The sequence below is a fragment of the Limnospira sp. PMC 289.06 genome, from assembly GCF_032350395.1.
GTDB lineage: Bacteria > Cyanobacteriota > Cyanobacteriia > Cyanobacteriales > Microcoleaceae > Limnospira > Limnospira platensis.
In genome coordinates this window covers 1-17,094 of sequence record NZ_JARPLC010000108.1, presented here as the reverse complement: position 1 = coordinate 17,094, position 17,094 = coordinate 1, and the positions used below count along the sequence as shown (strand labels likewise).

Sequence of the window (17,094 nt, the reverse complement as noted above, 5' to 3'; positions counted from 1 at the left end):
GACCTGTGGACTAGCACAGTTCGAGGTTAGCACCGACACCCCCACCTGCCTTGGGCAGGTGGGGTGAGCTTCATGACAATGGACTCCCAAAATTTCAGCTAAAATGCCAAAGTATTTAAGAGAACCAGAAAAGCTGAAAACCCCTAATTTAGGTGGATTGTCCAGACTGGTTCCCCGGTGACGACCTGCCATCTGGGATCTTAGTATATGGGTACAAGATACTCAATCATCCTTATTGAGTGTCTCAAGGCTTTATGATCATGACTGTGTGTGGTGTGAATTGAAGGAGTAAGATGACTGCCAATAGCCAACTTATCTTCGGTAGGGGACTTCGACGTGCATTTACAAGGCGTGGCTTTGTACCCTTAGTGCGTCCGCGTCAGCAACGAACCCTGTCTCTGGTACAGAGTCTGAACGGAGATTTTTTTAAGCGTTCATTTGACATTGTGTTTTCCCTATCGGTTCTGATTTTGTTTTCTCCGGTTTATTTGATACTGAGCTTGTTAATTGCCCTGAGTTCCCCTGGTAGCGTGTTTTACGTCCAGGAAAGAGTCGGCAAAAATCGCCAACGGTTTGGGTGTATCAAATTCAGAACCATGGTCAGTAATGCAGATGAGGTGCTGGTGGAGATTATGGAAACCTCTCCTAACCTGCGCCAAGAGTTTCAGGATACGTTTAAACTTAAACATGATCCTCGAATTACCTGGATCGGTAGATTCTTGCGTGTGACCAGCCTTGATGAGTTTCCCCAGTTCTGGAATGTTCTCAAAGGTGATATGAGTGTAGTAGGCCCCAGACCTCTGGTGGCCGAGGAATTGCATAAATATGGTCGTCACATGGATAAGGTTCTAACCATCAGACCGGGAATCACTGGACTATGGCAAGTCTCAGGGCGCAATGATATTCCCTATCCTCGTCGAGTTCAGATTGATTTGCACTATGTTAATTTCAAGAATTTCTGGATTGACCTATGGATCATTATCAAAACTATTGGTGTGGTAATTTTCCCCAAGGATAATGGTGCTTATTAACCTGGAGGGGTGAGTCATCGTAAATTATCTAGTCCTACCCGGTTTCTGAGTTAAGATATTTATGGTTCTTGTCAAAGTAACCGGGTTTTTTATGATAGAGGTGGCTGGGAAACTTGCCCCACTAGGGAATAATCATGAGGGTGCATAATAGAGTATAGACAACCGCCATGGGCGGGCTGCTTCGTATGGAAAGGAAAATCATCAGATGTCAAACAATAAACCAGCGTTAATTACGGGTATCACAGGTCAAGATGGTTCATATCTGAGTGAGTTACTGTTAGAAAAAGGCTACGAAGTTCACGGAATTATTCGGCGTAGTTCTAGTTTTAATACAGACCGCATTGAACATATTTACAAAGACCCCCATCATCCTAATGCTCGGTTATTCTTACACTATGGGGATTTAACAGATGGTACGACTCTGCGCCGTATCCTGGAGGAAGTTAAGCCGGTAGAAATTTATAATCTGGGGGCTCAATCCCATGTGCGGGTGAGTTTTGACTGTCCAGAATATACTGTTGATACGGTCGGTTTAGGGGTATTAAGACTATTAGAAGCTATTCGAGATTATCAGCACCGCACAGGGATTCAGGTGCGTTTTTATCAAGCAGGTTCTTCGGAAATGTTTGGGAAAGTGCAGGAAATCCCCCAGAAGGAAACCACACATTTTTACCCTCGTAGTCCCTATGCTTGTGCGAAGGTTTACGGACACTGGCAAACGGTTAATTATCGGGAATCCTACGGTTTATTTGCCTGTAATGGTATCCTGTTTAATCATGAAAGTCCCCGCCGTGGTCCGACTTTTGTTACCCGCAAAATTACCCGCGCTGTAGCCAGGATTGTGAAGGGAATGCAGAAAGAACTTTATCTGGGTAATCTGGATGCTAAACGGGACTGGGGCTATGCTAAGGATTATGTGCGGGGAATGTGGATGATGTTGCAACATGATCAACCGGATGATTATGTTTTGGCAACTAATGAAACTCATTCAATTCGCGAGTTTCTGGATGTGGCTTTTAATTATGTTAATTTGGATTGGCATGATTATGTAAAATTTGATGAACGCTATTTACGCCCGGCTGAGGTGGAATTGCTGATTGGGGACTCGAGTAAAGCCCAAAATGTCTTGGGTTGGAAGCCGTTAGTGTCTTTTGAGGAGTTGGTAAAGCTGATGGTTGATAGTGACCTAACACTATTAGAAGAACCTCATCAAGAGGGAGACCATTTTGATTAATTCTTAGACTAAATAATGGGTAAATTACATGAATACTCTGGATTTACAAAACCAACGGATTTTGGTGACGGGAGGGGCTGGTTTTCTGGGAAAACAGGTGATTGACCAGCTTCTGAAGGCGGGGGCGAAATCGGAAAATATTTCGGTACCGCGATCGCATAATTGTGACCTGCGAAACTTAGAAGCCTGTCAACAAGCTGCTAAAGGTCAGGATATCATTATCCATTTGGCGGCCCATGTGGGGGGTATCGGCTTAAATCAGGTAAAACCCGCTGAGTTGTTCTACGATAACCTGATGATGGGGGCTCAGTTGATTCACTCAGCCTATCAAGTAGGGGTCAAGAAATTTGTCTGTGTGGGGACTATCTGCGCTTATCCTAAATTTACCCCGGTTCCCTTCCAGGAAGATGACTTATGGAATGGCTACCCAGAAGAAACTAATGCCCCCTATGGGATAGCCAAAAAGGCGCTATTGGTACAATTGGAAGCCTACCGACAGCAGTATGGGTTTAATGGGATTTACTTATTGCCGGTGAATCTCTATGGCCCAGAGGATAATTTTAACCCGAAAAGTTCCCATGTGATTCCGGCTTTGGTGCGTAAGGTCTATGAAGCACAACAACGGGGGGATAAACAGCTTCCGGTGTGGGGTGATGGTAGTCCTAGTCGGGAGTTTCTCTACTCGACTGATGCGGCGCGGGGAATTGTCATGGCTACCCAACATTATGACGAACCAGACCCGGTGAATTTGGGGACTAATTATGAAATTACTATTCGGGACCTGGTAGAGTTGATTTGTGAGTTGATGGAGTTTCAGGGAGAAATTGTCTGGGAAACTGATAAGCCTAATGGTCAACCGCGCCGCTGTTTAGACACAAATCGCGCTAAGGAAAGGTTTGGGTTTGTGGCTGAGGTGGAGTTTCGCCAGGGTCTGAAAAATACTATTGACTGGTATCGACAAAATCCTGATCTGTGAGTAAGTCTCAACTACGCCGCCGTTTGTTAAGCGATCGCCAATCTCTAGCCACGACTGTTTGGCGACAAAATAGCGATCGCATTACTGACCATCTACGCCGTTGGTGGCGATTTCAGCAAGCCAAGACTATCTTGGCTTATTTTAGTTTTCGCCAAGAACCCGATTTGAGTCCTCTCTGGTACGTCTCCCCAGAAAAGGTCTGGGGGTTTCCTCGCTGTGTGGATGGGTCTTTGATTTGGCATCACTGGCGGCCGGAAAATGCCCGCCAAAGGGGGTCTTTTGGTTTAATGGAACCAGACCCCAGCTTACCGGTTTTGCAGCCGTCTCAGGTCGATTTAATCCTGGTTCCGTCCGTTTCCTGTGATGGCTGTGGCTATCGGTTAGGATATGGGGGAGGATTTTATGACCGGATGTTGAGTCGGTCTGAGTGGTCTAAAATTCCTACCGTGGGAATTGTGTTTGCGGCCGCCAGGGTGGATACTCTCCCTAGGGATAGTTGGGACCAGCCTTTGGCCGCGGTTTGTACTGAGGAGGGTATATGGGAGTTGTCAAAATAACTTCTGGTGGCCGCGTAAATTATCGGGCGATCGCTACTTATATGGTACTCATTGCTATAGCGATCGCTATGCTATTTCCCCTATTTTGGTTGGTGGGAACTGCCTTTAAATCCCCTACCGAAAACATCTTTCAGGTTCCCCCCCAGTTTATTCCTCGGGAACCTACTTTCGGGAATTTTGTCAGAGTTTGGCAAACTAATCCCTTTGGTCGCTATTTATTTAATAGTACCCTCGTCGCCGTTTTAACCGTCGGATTAAATCTGCTATTTTGTTCCTTGGCTGCCTATCCTTTGGCGCGATTAAACTTTTGGGGTCGCGATTTTCTCCTAAGTGCGATCGTTTCCACCATCATGATACCCTTTCAGATTGTCATGATTCCTCTGTATATTCTAGCGGTACAGTTAGGATTAAGAAATACTTATTTAGGCATTATTTTTCCATCTTTAGCCTCCGCTTTTGGCATCTTTCTATTGCGACAGGCATTTATGGGAGTTCCCAAAGAGTTAGAAGAAGCCGCCAGAATTGATGGCTGTTCAGAATTAGGGATTTGGTGGCATATTATGATCCCCTCAGTCCGTCCCGCCTTAATGACCTTAGCCATTTTTGTATTTATCGGGTCTTGGAGTGATTTTCTCTGGCCCTTAATTGTAGTCGATCGCCCAGAATATTATACCATCCCTTTAGGCGTGGCAAATCTAGCCGGAACTTTTTCTCTCGATTGGCGGATAGTCGCCGCCGGTTCCGTCATTTCTATCGCTCCTGTGTTACTACTATTTTTAATCGTACAACGGTATATTGTGCCTACAGATACAGCTACGGGGGTTAAAGGTTGAGGATTATTAATCTCAGTCCTAATAATCAAAATCATATCCACCAGGCGGCGACTTTATTAGTCGCAGAATTTCGGGAAAATTGGCCGAATGCTTGGCCGACTTATGAACGTGGTTTAGCCGAGGTTATGGAGTCTTTTGGCGACGGTAGAGTTAATCTAGTCGCCGTCGATGAAAATGATAATCTTCTAGGCTGGATTGGTGGTATTAGCCAATATCAAGGCCATGTTTGGGAATTACATCCTTTGGTAGTCAAAAGGGATTATCAAGGGTTAGGAATCGGGCGAAAATTGGTCGCCAATTTAGAGGATTATGTCCGCTCACAAGGAGGGTTAACCTTATGGTTGGGTACCGATGACGAAAATAATTTAACCTCCCTATCTGGTGTCGAATTATACCCCCATTTTTTGGAAAATATTGCTAACATAAAAAACCATGGTCGTCATCCCTATGAATTTTATCAGAAATGCGGTTTTGCAATTATGGGAGTAGTCCCCGATGCTAACGGTATCGGGAAACCTGATATTTTGATGGCTAAATCTCTGAGAATTGACAATCATCCTAAATCCAACTGAGGAATCATGAATCATCCCACAACTAAGCATCAAAAAATTACATCCTGTTACTGGGGAATTTCTGAACTACCTGGGTTAGATACAGGTAATATTAAACTCCTGAATAAATGTGGTATTGAAAACACCCAGCAACTGCTCACGCGCGGGAGTAATAATGCTAATAAAATCGCCTTATCTAACCAACTAGGTATCAACATCAGAGATATCAGTAAATGGGTCGCAATGTCCGACTTAGCCAGGGTTCCCAGTATTGGCTATCAATATTGTGGTGTCCTTTTGCATAGTGGCGTAAGTTCAGTTAACCAACTATCTCAGATGTCTATTCAACAACTGCATAAACAGATTTTACGGCTCTATGTAGGAACCTTACAATCTCGCCAACTCTGTCCATCTGTTGATGTCATCCAAACCTGGATTAAACAAGCTAAAATTTTGCATAAAATTAATTAATAATTACTAGATGAAATCATGAATTTTTCCGAAGATTTGCGACAAAATGCACCAGCCACCGAAAGAAACCGCGAACCTATTTTAGAGGTCTTAAAAAGGGTGTTGCCCGCCACGGGAACCGTTTTAGAAGTAGCCAGCGGCACAGGACAACACGCGGTTTTTTTTGCTCCCCGTCTCTCCCCTAGGCGGTGGCTACCTTCCGACCCGCAACCTTTGTTACAACAGAGTATTAAAGCATGGCAAATTCATTCACCTTCAGATAATCTTTACCCTCCCCTACAGTTAAATGTAGAAGCTAATCCTTGGCCAGTGGAAGGGAATGATTTACCCTGGGAATTATCGGAATTTCCCATCACTGCTATTGTAGCAATTAACCTGATTCATATTTCGCCTTGGTCGGCTTGTGAAGGGTTAATGGCGGGAAGCGATCGCATTTTGAAACCGGGGGGAATTTTATATCTCTATGGACCCTATAAAATAGCTGGAAAACACACCGCACCTAGTAACGCTTCCTTTGATGAATATTTGCGAACTTCTAACCCTAAGTGGGGTGTCAGAAACCTTGATGATGTGGTAGAATTAGCCAAGGGTTATAACCTAGAATTGGTGGAAACCGTCCCTATGCCTGCTAATAATTTCTCGGTAGTTTTTAGGCGTTGTTAATACTGACTGAGAATGGGAATAATTAAACCATAGCAAATAGTCGGAGTATCGACCGCCACAAACTGACGAGGAAATTTTCAGATTGACGGGAGGATGTCGGCTGCTGATAACCAGTGTAGTAGGGAGGTAGTTGGTCAGTCATGAGGGTGACACCATTGCGGGTTTCTTGCACTCCAATAGGTATTGAACCCCCACTAAACGTGAGAAAACCAACATTAGCATAACTCAGGGATGAGTCAATGTTAATAAATCCGGGAATATCTGCAAATCTGCCATTTAAAATCAAGCCGCCTAATACCTCTGTTTTACCGCCATTAATGGTTTTTACCAAAGTCCCCTCATCCTCAGTTTTATATCCAAGAATCCACAGAGACCCGCCATCATTGGTAATCCTAGGACTATGTATAGTTTCCGGGTTAATTTGACGCATCCACACATTTTGATTAGTAAACACCCAGGGACCGCCGCTAACATCTTCAATATAGACATCTCCGCCGTTTCCTTGGGTGCTACTATAGCGATTTACAATAGAACTAGAAATAACCAAAGTGCGATCGCTTTCATGTACAATAGAAATAGAAGCCGCTTCTACTCTTTCTATAATCACCGTCGGGGATGTTCCCTGTGCCACCCTAATGACACCATCACCAACAATTCTAGCCTCCGTAGCAATTAACCGCTGTACATTACCCCTTAATTCCAAAGTTCCATTAACATCCCAAACCCCATTAGGAAGATAAACAGTTTTCCCTCCTGAATCAATAGCTGCTTGTATCGCCTCTGTATCATCAATTCCATCATTAGGATTCCCCCCATAAGCCAGGGGACTTACCCAGTCTGATAAATCATGCCAAGGCAATTCTGGAGTTTCTTTAATCGGCAGATTTAGCATAGTTTGGGGACTGTCAAAAAGACTCTGAAACTCTCCCCTAGCTATCCACTCCCTCACATAACCATCAGGTTGAGAAGCATTCCCACGACCTTTATCATTCTGCAAAATTGCCTGTTTATATCCCGAAGTCCTCAATTGGCGAACATACATAGCTTTTTGGTTATGAATAGCTGGTAATTCGGAAGCCGAACCCAATCCAGTTAACTCAGAATCAATCAGCGTAAAAACACTACCACCATCAGGCATATTCCAAACTGCTGTCACTTCATTGGTACTCTGCAAACCTCGGACAAAAACATTTTGATTAAAGTTTTTCCAGCCATATTGGTTTTGGTTTTCCAGGGTAATATTTTCGAGGGTTTGACTGGCTGTCGGGTTCCAGGTTTGGATACCGATATCAAATCCGACTACATGAATATTTTTAGCTAATAGGGGCCCATTTTCATCAATGGAAAGGTTTAATCCGATTCTCCCTTGACCATCTCTTGAGATGATTTTAACGTTGCGAATTAAACCCTGATTATTGGCAATAAAATCTATCCCATTAACGTTAGGATTACCGCGACCAATATCAACGGTCAGGTCTCGAATACTGTTCCGAAATCGCTGCGCGGGTGGGGAACCTGTCCAAATTACCGATGTATCTAAATCTGAGTTATCATCAAGTTTAATAATAGTTCCGTCGCGGCTTTGACCTTGTAGAATGTTCCGTTTTTCGGTTCCCGCATATCTAATTTGACCGCTAACGTTATATACTCCATCGGGAAAGTAAAAAATATGATTTCCGGTTGGGTGGTCGTTTAAAGCCCGTTGAATTGCCTCTGTGTCGTCTTTGCCATCGTTAGGAATAGCGCCATAGGTGGTCACGTCTACTACACCCGCATCTGCTGGAAAAACGATGGCTGCATAGACTAGAGGAATTAACATAATTTTTGCTTGGGGAAAAGGGGAATCTGGGTATCAATTATACAATATTTATTTGGCTTTGATGGGTTGGGGGGTTGACAGGCTGCGGGAAATCATGGTAGTATATTGACATACTCTTATATTATAATCGAGATATTTTAATAAATTCTGAAATTGCAAATATCCCCATTATCTAATATAGTAGCATGAGAATCTGGAAAAAGCAACCGCCCCAACCCCAATGAGGCGGGGGCCGTTACAAAACTTAACATAATTCCGGCGAGAGGATGTGAACTATTTACCTTTACGTCCGGCGGTAGTGTCGATCGCCTGTAGTTCGGAGAGTCTAAAAGTGACTAATTTATCCCAATTTCCGCCTTCAAATAAAACGGCAGCTTTGCCGTCAGCGACTCTTTGGACTTGTCCTTGAAACTCATAGTAGGTATCATTTACATTAACAACGCGAACGGCGGAACCTGGTAAAATCATGTTTTTATTATCCTGAAAAATGGTGGAATATAAGGCAGGCGGCCAGAGAAATTGATGATGGTCAATTATCCCTGGTGCCGGGAAGGGGAGAGAGTTAAGCCAAAGCCATAACTGAGACCCTAGCGGCGATTTTTTGTGCGATCGCAGTCAACTCCTGAGCGGAGGCGGAGTCGGGGTGAGAGATCACAATAGGAACCCCAGAATCCCCCCCTTGTCGGACAGGCATTTCGAGGGGAATAGCGCCCAAGAGGGGTACTCCCAACTCATCAGCAGTTTTCTGACCGCCGCCGGAGCCAAAGATATCATACTTGCGATCGGGGAGATCTGGGGGGACAAAATAGCTCATATTTTCGACAATGCCCAAAATAGACACCCCCAACTGTTCAAACATTTTTAAGCCTTTGCGGGAGTCCAAGAGAGAGACTTCTTGGGGGGTAGTAACAATGACGGCCCCAGACATAGGAACAGCTTGTGCGAGGGTTAACTGAGCATCTCCGGTTCCGGGTGGCATATCAACAATGAGATAATCCAACTCACCCCAATACACCTGATAGAGAAACTGTCGGATAATGCCATTTAACATAGGACCACGCCAAATGACAGGTTGATCGCGATCGATGAGAAAAGCCATGGACACCAACTTAACGCCATAGTTAAAAGCGGGTTCCAAGCGATCGCCTTCAGGGGTTTGCTGAACCATGACCTGAGTATCAGCGAGGCCCAACATAGTGGGGTCATTAGGGCCATAGATATCAGCATCAATCAAACCGACCTTAGCACCGGTAGAGGCGAGGGCGACGGCCACATTAACCGCAACGGTACTTTTACCAACCCCCCCCTTACCGCTAGAAATAGCGAAGATATTTTTAACCCCGCTAATTCCCTGACGGTCTGGGAGAGATTTTTGTTGTGGAGTTTCCGCCGTGACATCTACTTCGACAGTTTCGACTCCGGGAAGCTGTTTAACAGCCTTTTGACAATCTTCGACGATAAACTCGCGCAGAGGACAAGCGGGGGTAGTCAAAACCAGGGTAAAACGGACATCTCCGCCAGTGATTTCCACATTACGGATCATGTTCAATTCGACCAAACTCTTTTGTAGTTCGGGGTCTTGAACGGGTCTTAAAACTTCGAGTACGGAACTGGCATCTAACTTATCTGGCATGATATATGGCTGTCACTATCTGGTAATACTGCTAATAGTTTAACTGGGAAAGGGTGTTGTTACTGGTGGTAGTAGCAAATGGTAGTCCCACCGGGAAGGTTTTCATAGTTAACTGTTAAGTTATATGGACTTATGGGTTAAACAACTTGACTGAGTAATCCATAAGCCGGGAAGATAAACTCATTTCGCTTTCGATAGGGTTGATGGCTCATCAAGTGCGAAAATATAAGATACAAGAGGTTAATTAGATTATGACAGTTTCGACGGCTTCTGATACGGCTATAGTTCAATCACCCCCTCCGGCAGACTCCCGGGAGCGTGTGAGTCACTGGATGAAACAAATTCAGGATGAAATCTGCGCGGGATTAGAGGGACTAGATGGGGCTAAAACCTTTGTTGAGGATGCTTGGGAGCGCCCGGAAGGGGGTGGCGGTCGGACTCGGGTGATCCGAGAAGGTAATGTGTTTGAACAAGGGGGAGTTAACTTTTCGGAGGTATGGGGCCAGAAGTTGCCACCGTCGATTTTAAGCCAGCGTCCAGAGGCGGAAGGTCATGGATTTTATGCGACGGGAACTTCGATGGTGCTACATCCCCGTAACCCCTATGTGCCAACCGTTCACCTGAATTATCGCTATTTCGAGGCGGGTCCGGTTTGGTGGTTTGGTGGGGGTGCGGATTTAACTCCCTACTACCCATTTGCGGAGGATGCAGCCCACTTTCATAAAACTTTAAAGGAGGCTTGCGATCGCCATCATAGCGAGTATTACCCGGTATTTAAACGCTGGTGTGATGAGTATTTTCATCTGACACACCGCAATGAAGCCAGGGGAATTGGTGGGATTTTCTTTGACTACCAAGGCGGTGAGGGTTTACTATATCGTGGGCCTTATACTGAAAGCGAGGCGGCGATTTATAGCGATCGCATGGGCGCACCGGAATCACGGGACTGGGAGGCTTTGTTTAGTTTTATCCAAGACTGTGGTAAATCTTTCTTACCTTCATACGGTCCCATTGTAGAGCGTCGTAATTCTATCGAATATGGCGATCATGAACGGAATTTCCAGCTTTATCGTCGAGGAAGATATGTAGAATTTAATTTAGTCTACGACCGAGGCACAATTTTCGGGTTGCAAACCAAAGGTCGCACCGAGTCGATTCTCATGTCTCTACCTCCTTTGGTAAGATGGGAGTATGGTTATCAACCTGAAGCGGGTACGCCGGAAGCTGAACTCTATGAGACGTTCTTAAAACCTCAAGATTGGTCTAACTGGACGGCTCCTGACTCACAGGCCTAAGTTCAACCGTAAGTCTCATGGGACTTGTGAACGGGGACTAAGTGCCAGAATCAGGGAAAAGGACAGAAATCGATCTTAATTTGGTCCCCGGACAACAGCTAATCTGATAACCGGAATGGTATTCTTGGTCAAGGGTCGATGCTCTTGCTAGACCCAAGTTTGGCCGATATTGGCCTGATGCTGACTAGAAGGCGCTTGGTCAACAAGGATCTGTGGTTGGGAAGGTTTGCACCTCTGTTGGGGTTATACTTTCTGAGGGATGGGGTCTTTGATAGCTCCAAGAACTTTCATTTTCTTTCGGCTTGAGGCTACCTAAAAATGCCATAGGGTGACTTCGGTGAATACTCAGCAGCCAGTAGGTTACTGTATAAATCACCGAGCCAAATCCCCGTCACAGTTTTGGCGGGGACTGTCAAAGTCAAAGAAGCAACCATCGCAAAATCAAGAATTTCAGAGGGGACGGTCAGTGATTCATATCGATCAAAAGGAACATACGACCCAGGATGGCACTAAGGTCATAGTATTAGCACCAACAGGACGCTTAGATATCACCACCGCTTGGCAGTTTCGTCTCAAACTGCAAGAATGTATATCTAAGCTGAGTCGTCATGTGGTCGTGAATTTGGGTCAGGTGAACTTTATCGACAGTTCCGGGTTGACCTCCCTAGTGGCTGGTATGCGAGATGCTGATAAAGTTAAGGGTAGTTTCCGCATCTGTAATGTTCACCCAGAAGCTAAACTGGTGTTTGAAGTGACGATGATGGATTCTGTGTTTGAGATTTTTGAGACGGAAAAGGAAGCCTTAGAGGGCGGTGTCAGAGCTAGTTAAGGCGGTGAAAGTTGAAGTTAGGCAAGAATGGCCGGGGGTTCATCTACGAAGTCCCGGTTGTTGGTGCTAATCATTGCTGATTGCTATAACTACTATTCTCAGTCTTGGCAAATGTACCGTCTCAGGGGACAATTAGTTTAAGTCCCTCCCGGTCACATAGACGCGGGGCTTTTAGAAATTTTAACCGTGAACAATATCCGCACTGTTTCAGATACCAAGCGAGCGTTTTACCACATCCATACTCGGCCGATTAACTCTATCTATCGTCGCGTGGTTGAGGAGTTAATGGTGGAAATGCACCTATTGTCGGTCAATGTCGATTTTAAATATGACCCCATTTATGCGCTGGGTGTGGTCACGGCCTTCGATCGCTTTATGCAAGGATACACCCCCGAAACCGATAAATTGTCGATTTGGGCGGCTTTGATTGGGGCTCAAGAAAGCGACCCTAATCAATATCGCGCTGATGCTACGGCTTTAGAGGCTCAAGTGGCATCCCTTGCGGTGAAAGATTTGACCGACAAGGCTAAGATGGCTCAGGAAAGCTCAGGGGATGACCCTTTGCAGTCCTGTTTTCATGCGATCGCCAATAACCCTAAATTCAAATACTCTCGGCTACTTGCCATTGGTTTATATACTCTCCTAGAAAAAAGTGATGCCACAGCGGCTCAGGACTCGGAAGGGTTAAAAACAATCCTCAGTGACTTTAGTGAGGCTTTAAGGCTGCCTAAAGATAAGCTGGTGAAGGATTTAGACCTGTATCGCACCAACCTAGAAAAGGTAGCTCAGGCGCGGTTAATGGTGGATGAGATGACCCAAGCGGAACGCAAGAAGCGGGAACAACGGGCCGCCCAAACCCAAACTGCCGCCTCTGGTAGCAAGAACCCTAGCAAAGATGATCAGGTGTCTGATTCCTAAGCCAGTGGTTATCGGTGGCGATCGCAATAGGTGTATTAATTGGCACCAACGATCGCGATCGCCTTCGATTAGCTTGGGGTATTAGTTTCGTGATCCGGTTCGTAGTCTTCCGCGTAAGCCTTCAGTAAACCGCTCATTTGTCCCAATAGAGAACTGTCGGATATCTGGCCTAAAACTTTTTGGTTTTGGGCGGCGCGGTCTAAGTTTCGTGCAATAGCCTCTTTCACCTGGCTAGCAATGAGGGCTTGTAGTTCCTCCTTAGCGCGAGACCTCTGATATTGTGCCCCTTCTTCTGTGGTAGCATACAGTGGCGGTAAGCGGTTGAGGGCATAGGCGGCAATATCCCCCACATCCAAAGACTGCTCACTTACCTCGTCAATTTGGGCGACTTGAGCGATCGCTTCACTGAGAACCAACTCTTCCATCACATTAATAAACTGCTTGCGGGGTAACACAACCACCTCCCCCGTCAACAAAGCACCCATAAGGCGATCGAGCGCCATATACTCCTCGATGGATAATTCTGAAGCTGTATTACATATCCGCCCTACCTCTGCTTCCATAGATGGTGTCAAATAACCATCCTGTAAGGCTTGATCGACAATTCTTTCAATACTCATAACGTTTCCCATCTTATCGCCATATTAGTTCTACACCAATCAACCACTGATTAACTCAAACTCCACAAAACTAAATTGTCTAATCACCATCGACAGAATAAATTATTCTATACCGTCAAACCGCCAAGGCACTGGATCCACACATTGGCCGTGAACATAAAGACCCCAATGAAGGTGTGGTCCCGTAGAGGCCCCCGTTGATCCGATCGCCCCAATGGTCTGGCCTGCTGTCACCATTTGTCCTTCCTGCACATCAATGCGACTCAAGTGAAGGAAAATACTGGTAACTCCCTGACCATGATCAATACCAATAGTGTCACCGTGGATTTCAAATCCTTGGGACTCACGCCCCACCAAAACCACCCGACCCGCTGCTGGTGCTATCACCGGAGAACCCGTCGGGGCTGCATAATCAACCCCTCGATGATAATAGTTTGGGGCGAACTCCCCGTTATAGTATCTTCGGACCCCATAAATTGTCGTCACCTCACCGGAACTTGGACGTAAAAAAGGCCCATTCCAATGTCTTTCGGGAGTAACAATTCGTTTAAATTCATCAACCCGGTCAAACTCATAATCAGTACCTCTGCGCCCCGCGCTATCTGGTGGTAGCCAAATTGACTGGGTGGGAAAACGGCGATCGCGCAATTGCACGCTCACATTACTCTGTTGGCTACCGTTGCTAATCTGAATTGATTTCGCACCCGGTTGGTCTAGGGGGGTCGTCGGAATTAAAGCCCGATAGCGATCGCCACCCACCGAAAACAGAGGATAGTTTTTTCCTCCCATGGTCACTGTTGGTTGCGAGTCCCCGCTATTCACCCCACTGATCACCACCGAAATAGTATCTCCCAACTGAGGGGACGTAGGGCTAACTTGAACTTGAAAGGCTACCGCCGGCTTAGTTACAATCAGCAACACAGCAGCAAGTGCTAAAAACAAGCTGCTGGTTAGTCGTTTGATTTGACGGCTTTTTCCGTAAACACCAGTCATGGCATACTCTGGTAATTGTATCATTAATCTCTCTTTCTTCTGTTAACTCATCAATTCGGACTTATTGTAACCAATCCGATCATTTTTCCAGAGTTTGAGTGTAGCGTTTCCGCGATCTTCTATGTTGTCTACTTCTGATCAAAATCTGTCGCGCCTCAGTTTAACTATTCGTGGTGCTGTTCAAGGTGTCGGGTTTCGGCCCTTTGTCTATCGACTCGCTACCCAACTCAACCTCAAGGGCTGGGTAAATAATTCTGTCGGGGGGGTTTTTATTGAAGTCGAAGGCGTATCTGAGAGTCTTGAGCGCTTCCAGCAGCGCCTGCAAATAGAAAAACCACCAATATCTCATATTCACAGTTTAGAAGCCGTTTGGCTGCCTCTGGTTGGCTATTCTCACTTTGAGATTAGAGCTTCTCAGTCAACCCTTCAGGGCGCTAAATCAGCCATCGTTTTGCCAGATCTCGCCACCTGTCCCCAATGCTTACAAGATATTTTTGACCCCCATAACCGCCGTTTCCGCTATCCCTTTACCAATTGTACTAATTGCGGGCCGCGCTACAGCATTATTAAAACTCTCCCCTATGACCGGGAGAATACTACTATGGCCGCCTTCCAAATGTGTCCTAATTGCGATCGCGAATATCACCACCCCGGCGATCGCCGTTTTCATGCTCAACCTAATGCTTGTCCCGTCTGTGGTCCCATTTTAGAATTATGGAATCATCAGGGACAGGTTTTGGCTAACCGCCATCATGCCTTATTACAAGCCGCCGCCGCCATTGGTCGCGGTCAAATTGTCGCCATCAAGGGTTTGGGAGGCTTCCAGTTACTTGTAGATGCTACTAATGCCGCCGCCGTTGAACAATTGCGAATCCGTAAGCATCGACCCCATAAACCTTTTGCCGTAATGTATCGCAGTATACAGCAAATATCCCAGATTTGTGATATTTCCGCCGCCGAGGAACAATGGTTGCGATCGCCTCAAGCCCCCATTGTCCTATTATCAAGGCGGCGCGGTGTATCCCCCGTCGCCGATAATGTCGCCCCCGGTAATCCTAATTTGGGCGTAATGTTACCTTATACCCCCCTCCATCATTTATTGATGGCCGAGTTCGATTTTCCCATTGTTGCCACCAGCGGGAATTTTTCTAACGAACCCATCTGTACCGACGAGACAGAAGCCCTCCAACGTTTGGGGAAAATTGCCGATATCTTTCTCGTTCACAACCGCCCTATCGCCCGCCCAGTAGATGATTCCGTCGTGCGGAGTGTTTTGGGTGAACAGATCGTTATTCGCCGCGCCAGAGGTTATGCACCCCTACCTGTGACAATTTTAGACACAAATAGCCACAATACAACACTTAATTCAAGTCTATCACAAACCATTTCTAATTGTCAATACCCATTTATTTTAGCAGTAGGTGGACACTTAAAAAACACCATTGCTATTGCCGTAGAAAAACAAGTTTTTATCAGTCAATATATTGGCAATTTGCAAAGTCCACAGGCGTTTCAGGCGTTTAAGGAAGCAATTAATAGCCTTAGTAATATCTATGATTTTAAGCCTGATGTGATTGCTTGCGATGCACACCCAGACTATCTTTCTACTCAGTTTGCGTATCAATTAGCTGCTGATATTTTCCAACAAGAAAAACGGCAAGTTCCCGTCATTCCAGTACAACATCATTATGCTCATGTTTTAGCCGTTATAGCAGAACATAAATTATCATTTCCCGTCTTAGGAGTAGCTTGGGACGGCACTGGTTATGGACTAGATGAAACTATCTGGGGGGGAGAGTTTCTCCTAATTAATAAAATCGGCTTTCAGCGCGTCGGACATTGGCGCACTTTCCCACTTCCCGGAGGTGATAAAGCCGTCCTAGAACCCCGACGATTAGGCTTAGGATTATTATATGAATTGTGGGGGGAACAGTTATCTGAGTATGGGGATGATCAGAAAATTAGCTTCGGGAATTTCCCACAGTTAAAGCTAATTTTGCAAATGCTGAACCGGAAAGTTAATACACCTAGAACATCTAGTGTCGGCAGGTTATTTGATGCGATCGCTTTTTTAGTCGGTCACGGCGAAAATATCAGTTTTGAAGGACAAGCCGCCATGGGGTTAGAATTGGCGATCGGCGATTTAATTACTGACGATTATTACCCAATTCATTGCTGCCAAAGTTCAGGTAAAATCATTTTAGATTGGGAACCCATGGTCAAGCAGATAATTAAAGACTTTTACAATCATGTTCCTGTCAGCTTAATCTCCGCTAAATTTCACAATACCTTAGTAGAAGGAATCATCATGGTATCTCAAAACTTTCCAGAGGTTCCCCTTGTCTTAACTGGAGGATGTTTTCAAAACCGCTATTTATTAGAAAAAGCTATTCAGCGACTAACTTCAGAAGGAATTATTCACTATTGGTCTAAACAGATTCCTACCAATGATGGCGGGTTAGCATTAGGACAAGTTATGGCTATTATAATGAATCATCCACAATCAAATTAACCGTATTATCAATTATCCATTAATTTACTGGTGGGGTGAGGGCGGGTTTATTTATATTCTCCTGGGGAATTTATGATTGACTGAGAAACCCGCCCCTACGAAATTATCCATTAATTTACTGGTGGGGTGAGGGCGGGTTTATTTATAGCGGTTCGGTGG

The 17,094-nt window shown here is 45.4% G+C and carries 18 protein-coding genes; 12 read left to right on the top strand and 6 right to left on the bottom strand.

Features of this window, described 5'->3' with window-relative positions; genetic code table 11:
• Positions 1 to 192 (bottom strand): hypothetical protein (locus P5674_RS18445; protein WP_315642899.1); only part of this gene is annotated, 192 nt, incomplete at its 3' end.
• Positions 193 to 293: 101 nt separating this feature from the next.
• Here P5674_RS18445 and P5674_RS18440 point away from each other — a divergent pair.
• From P5674_RS18440 to P5674_RS18405, 8 genes are all read left to right on the top strand, one after another.
• Positions 294 to 1,031, top strand: coding sequence for a sugar transferase (locus tag P5674_RS18440; protein WP_006618404.1), 738 nt, complete (start codon positions 294 to 296; stop codon positions 1,029 to 1,031).
• A 205-nt stretch (positions 1,032 to 1,236) separates the two neighbouring features.
• A complete protein-coding gene (gene gmd, locus P5674_RS18435; protein WP_006618405.1) occupies positions 1,237 to 2,265 on the top strand; it encodes a GDP-mannose 4,6-dehydratase in 1,029 nt (342 codons plus the stop codon).
• 28 nt (positions 2,266 to 2,293) lie between these two features.
• The gene (locus tag P5674_RS18430; protein WP_315670188.1) at positions 2,294 to 3,241 is read left to right on the top strand and encodes a GDP-L-fucose synthase; all 948 of its coding nucleotides are present in this window, start codon (positions 2,294 to 2,296) and stop codon (positions 3,239 to 3,241) included.
• Entirely contained in the window at positions 3,238 to 3,798 is a 561-nt protein-coding gene (locus P5674_RS18425; RefSeq protein WP_006620761.1) for a 5-formyltetrahydrofolate cyclo-ligase, read from the top strand. The genes P5674_RS18430 and P5674_RS18425 overlap by 4 nt, the downstream gene beginning before the upstream one ends.
• Positions 3,780 to 4,631, top strand: a complete 852-nt coding sequence (locus P5674_RS18420; protein WP_315670187.1) for a carbohydrate ABC transporter permease — start codon at positions 3,780 to 3,782, stop codon at positions 4,629 to 4,631. The genes P5674_RS18425 and P5674_RS18420 overlap by 19 nt, the downstream gene beginning before the upstream one ends.
• On the top strand, positions 4,628 to 5,203 hold the full coding sequence (locus P5674_RS18415) for a GNAT family N-acetyltransferase (protein ID WP_315670186.1): 576 nt from the start codon (positions 4,628 to 4,630) through the stop codon (positions 5,201 to 5,203). The genes P5674_RS18420 and P5674_RS18415 overlap by 4 nt, the downstream gene beginning before the upstream one ends.
• A 6-nt stretch (positions 5,204 to 5,209) precedes the next feature.
• Positions 5,210 to 5,653: a DUF4332 domain-containing protein gene (locus tag P5674_RS18410; RefSeq protein WP_315670185.1), complete on the top strand. Its 444-nt coding sequence runs from the start codon at positions 5,210 to 5,212 to the stop codon at positions 5,651 to 5,653.
• Between the two features lie 18 nt (positions 5,654 to 5,671).
• Entirely contained in the window at positions 5,672 to 6,316 is a 645-nt protein-coding gene (locus P5674_RS18405; RefSeq protein ID WP_006618411.1) for a DUF938 domain-containing protein, read from the top strand.
• Between the two features lie 22 nt (positions 6,317 to 6,338).
• Here the strand turns inward: P5674_RS18405 and P5674_RS18400 are convergent, their stop codons facing one another.
• The 3 genes from P5674_RS18400 to P5674_RS18390 all read right to left on the bottom strand — a co-directional run bounded on the left by P5674_RS18400 (position 6,339) and on the right by P5674_RS18390 (position 9,768).
• On the bottom strand, positions 6,339 to 8,075 hold the full coding sequence (locus P5674_RS18400) for a glycosyl hydrolase family 28-related protein (protein ID WP_315670189.1): 1,737 nt from the start codon (positions 8,073 to 8,075) through the stop codon (positions 6,339 to 6,341).
• Positions 8,076 to 8,408: 333 nt separating this feature from the next.
• Positions 8,409 to 8,603, bottom strand: a complete 195-nt coding sequence (locus P5674_RS18395; protein ID WP_006618413.1) for an NAD(P)H dehydrogenase subunit NdhS — start codon at positions 8,601 to 8,603, stop codon at positions 8,409 to 8,411.
• Positions 8,604 to 8,697: 94 nt separating this feature from the next.
• Entirely contained in the window at positions 8,698 to 9,768 is a 1,071-nt protein-coding gene (locus P5674_RS18390; RefSeq protein ID WP_006618414.1) for an Mrp/NBP35 family ATP-binding protein, read from the bottom strand.
• A 251-nt stretch (positions 9,769 to 10,019) separates the two neighbouring features.
• On the opposite strand from P5674_RS18390, the gene hemF reads away from it, so the two are divergent.
• The 3 genes from hemF to psb29 all read left to right on the top strand — a co-directional run bounded on the left by hemF (position 10,020) and on the right by psb29 (position 12,810).
• A complete protein-coding gene (hemF, locus tag P5674_RS18385) occupies positions 10,020 to 11,063 on the top strand; it encodes an oxygen-dependent coproporphyrinogen oxidase (protein WP_315670184.1) in 1,044 nt (347 codons plus the stop codon).
• Between the two features lie 466 nt (positions 11,064 to 11,529).
• Positions 11,530 to 11,892, top strand: a complete 363-nt coding sequence (locus P5674_RS18380) for an STAS domain-containing protein (protein ID WP_006618416.1) — start codon at positions 11,530 to 11,532, stop codon at positions 11,890 to 11,892.
• A gap of 186 nt (positions 11,893 to 12,078) precedes the next feature.
• Entirely contained in the window at positions 12,079 to 12,810 is a 732-nt protein-coding gene (gene psb29 / locus P5674_RS18375) for a photosystem II biogenesis protein Psp29 (protein ID WP_062945672.1), read from the top strand.
• Between the two features lie 68 nt (positions 12,811 to 12,878).
• On the opposite strand, the gene P5674_RS18370 is transcribed toward psb29, so the two are convergent.
• Both P5674_RS18370 and P5674_RS18365 read right to left on the bottom strand, forming a co-directional pair.
• Entirely contained in the window at positions 12,879 to 13,430 is a 552-nt protein-coding gene (locus P5674_RS18370) for a late competence development ComFB family protein (protein ID WP_006618418.1), read from the bottom strand.
• Between the two features lie 102 nt (positions 13,431 to 13,532).
• Entirely contained in the window at positions 13,533 to 14,447 is a 915-nt protein-coding gene (locus P5674_RS18365; RefSeq protein WP_014274924.1) for a M23 family metallopeptidase, read from the bottom strand.
• A 97-nt stretch (positions 14,448 to 14,544) separates the two neighbouring features.
• Between P5674_RS18365 and hypF the strand changes: the two genes are divergently transcribed.
• The gene (gene hypF, locus P5674_RS18360) at positions 14,545 to 16,935 is read left to right on the top strand and encodes a carbamoyltransferase HypF (RefSeq protein WP_062945673.1); all 2,391 of its coding nucleotides are present in this window, start codon (positions 14,545 to 14,547) and stop codon (positions 16,933 to 16,935) included.
• The last annotated feature ends 159 nt before the right edge of the window (positions 16,936 to 17,094 follow it).

Bases quoted from the DNA above. Each gene is read 5' to 3' on its own strand.
- P5674_RS18440 (WP_006618404.1), top strand. From the start codon at position 294: ATGACTGCCAATAGCCAACTTATCTTCGGTAGGGGACTTCGACGTGCA.
- gmd (WP_006618405.1), top strand. From the start codon at position 1,237: ATGTCAAACAATAAACCAGCGTTAATTACGGGTATCACAGGTCAAGAT.
- P5674_RS18430 (WP_315670188.1), top strand. From the start codon at position 2,294: ATGAATACTCTGGATTTACAAAACCAACGGATTTTGGTGACGGGAGGG.
- P5674_RS18420 (WP_315670187.1), top strand. From the start codon at position 3,780: ATGGGAGTTGTCAAAATAACTTCTGGTGGCCGCGTAAATTATCGGGCG.
- P5674_RS18410 (WP_315670185.1), top strand. From the start codon at position 5,210: ATGAATCATCCCACAACTAAGCATCAAAAAATTACATCCTGTTACTGG.
- P5674_RS18405 (WP_006618411.1), top strand. From the start codon at position 5,672: ATGAATTTTTCCGAAGATTTGCGACAAAATGCACCAGCCACCGAAAGA.
- P5674_RS18395 (WP_006618413.1), bottom strand. From the start codon at position 8,603: ATGATTTTACCAGGTTCCGCCGTTCGCGTTGTTAATGTAAATGATACC.
- P5674_RS18390 (WP_006618414.1), bottom strand. From the start codon at position 9,768: ATGCCAGATAAGTTAGATGCCAGTTCCGTACTCGAAGTTTTAAGACCC.
- hemF (WP_315670184.1), top strand. From the start codon at position 10,020: ATGACAGTTTCGACGGCTTCTGATACGGCTATAGTTCAATCACCCCCT.
- P5674_RS18370 (WP_006618418.1), bottom strand. From the start codon at position 13,430: ATGAGTATTGAAAGAATTGTCGATCAAGCCTTACAGGATGGTTATTTG.
- P5674_RS18365 (WP_014274924.1), bottom strand. From the start codon at position 14,447: ATGATACAATTACCAGAGTATGCCATGACTGGTGTTTACGGAAAAAGC.
- hypF (WP_062945673.1), top strand. From the start codon at position 14,545: ATGTTGTCTACTTCTGATCAAAATCTGTCGCGCCTCAGTTTAACTATT.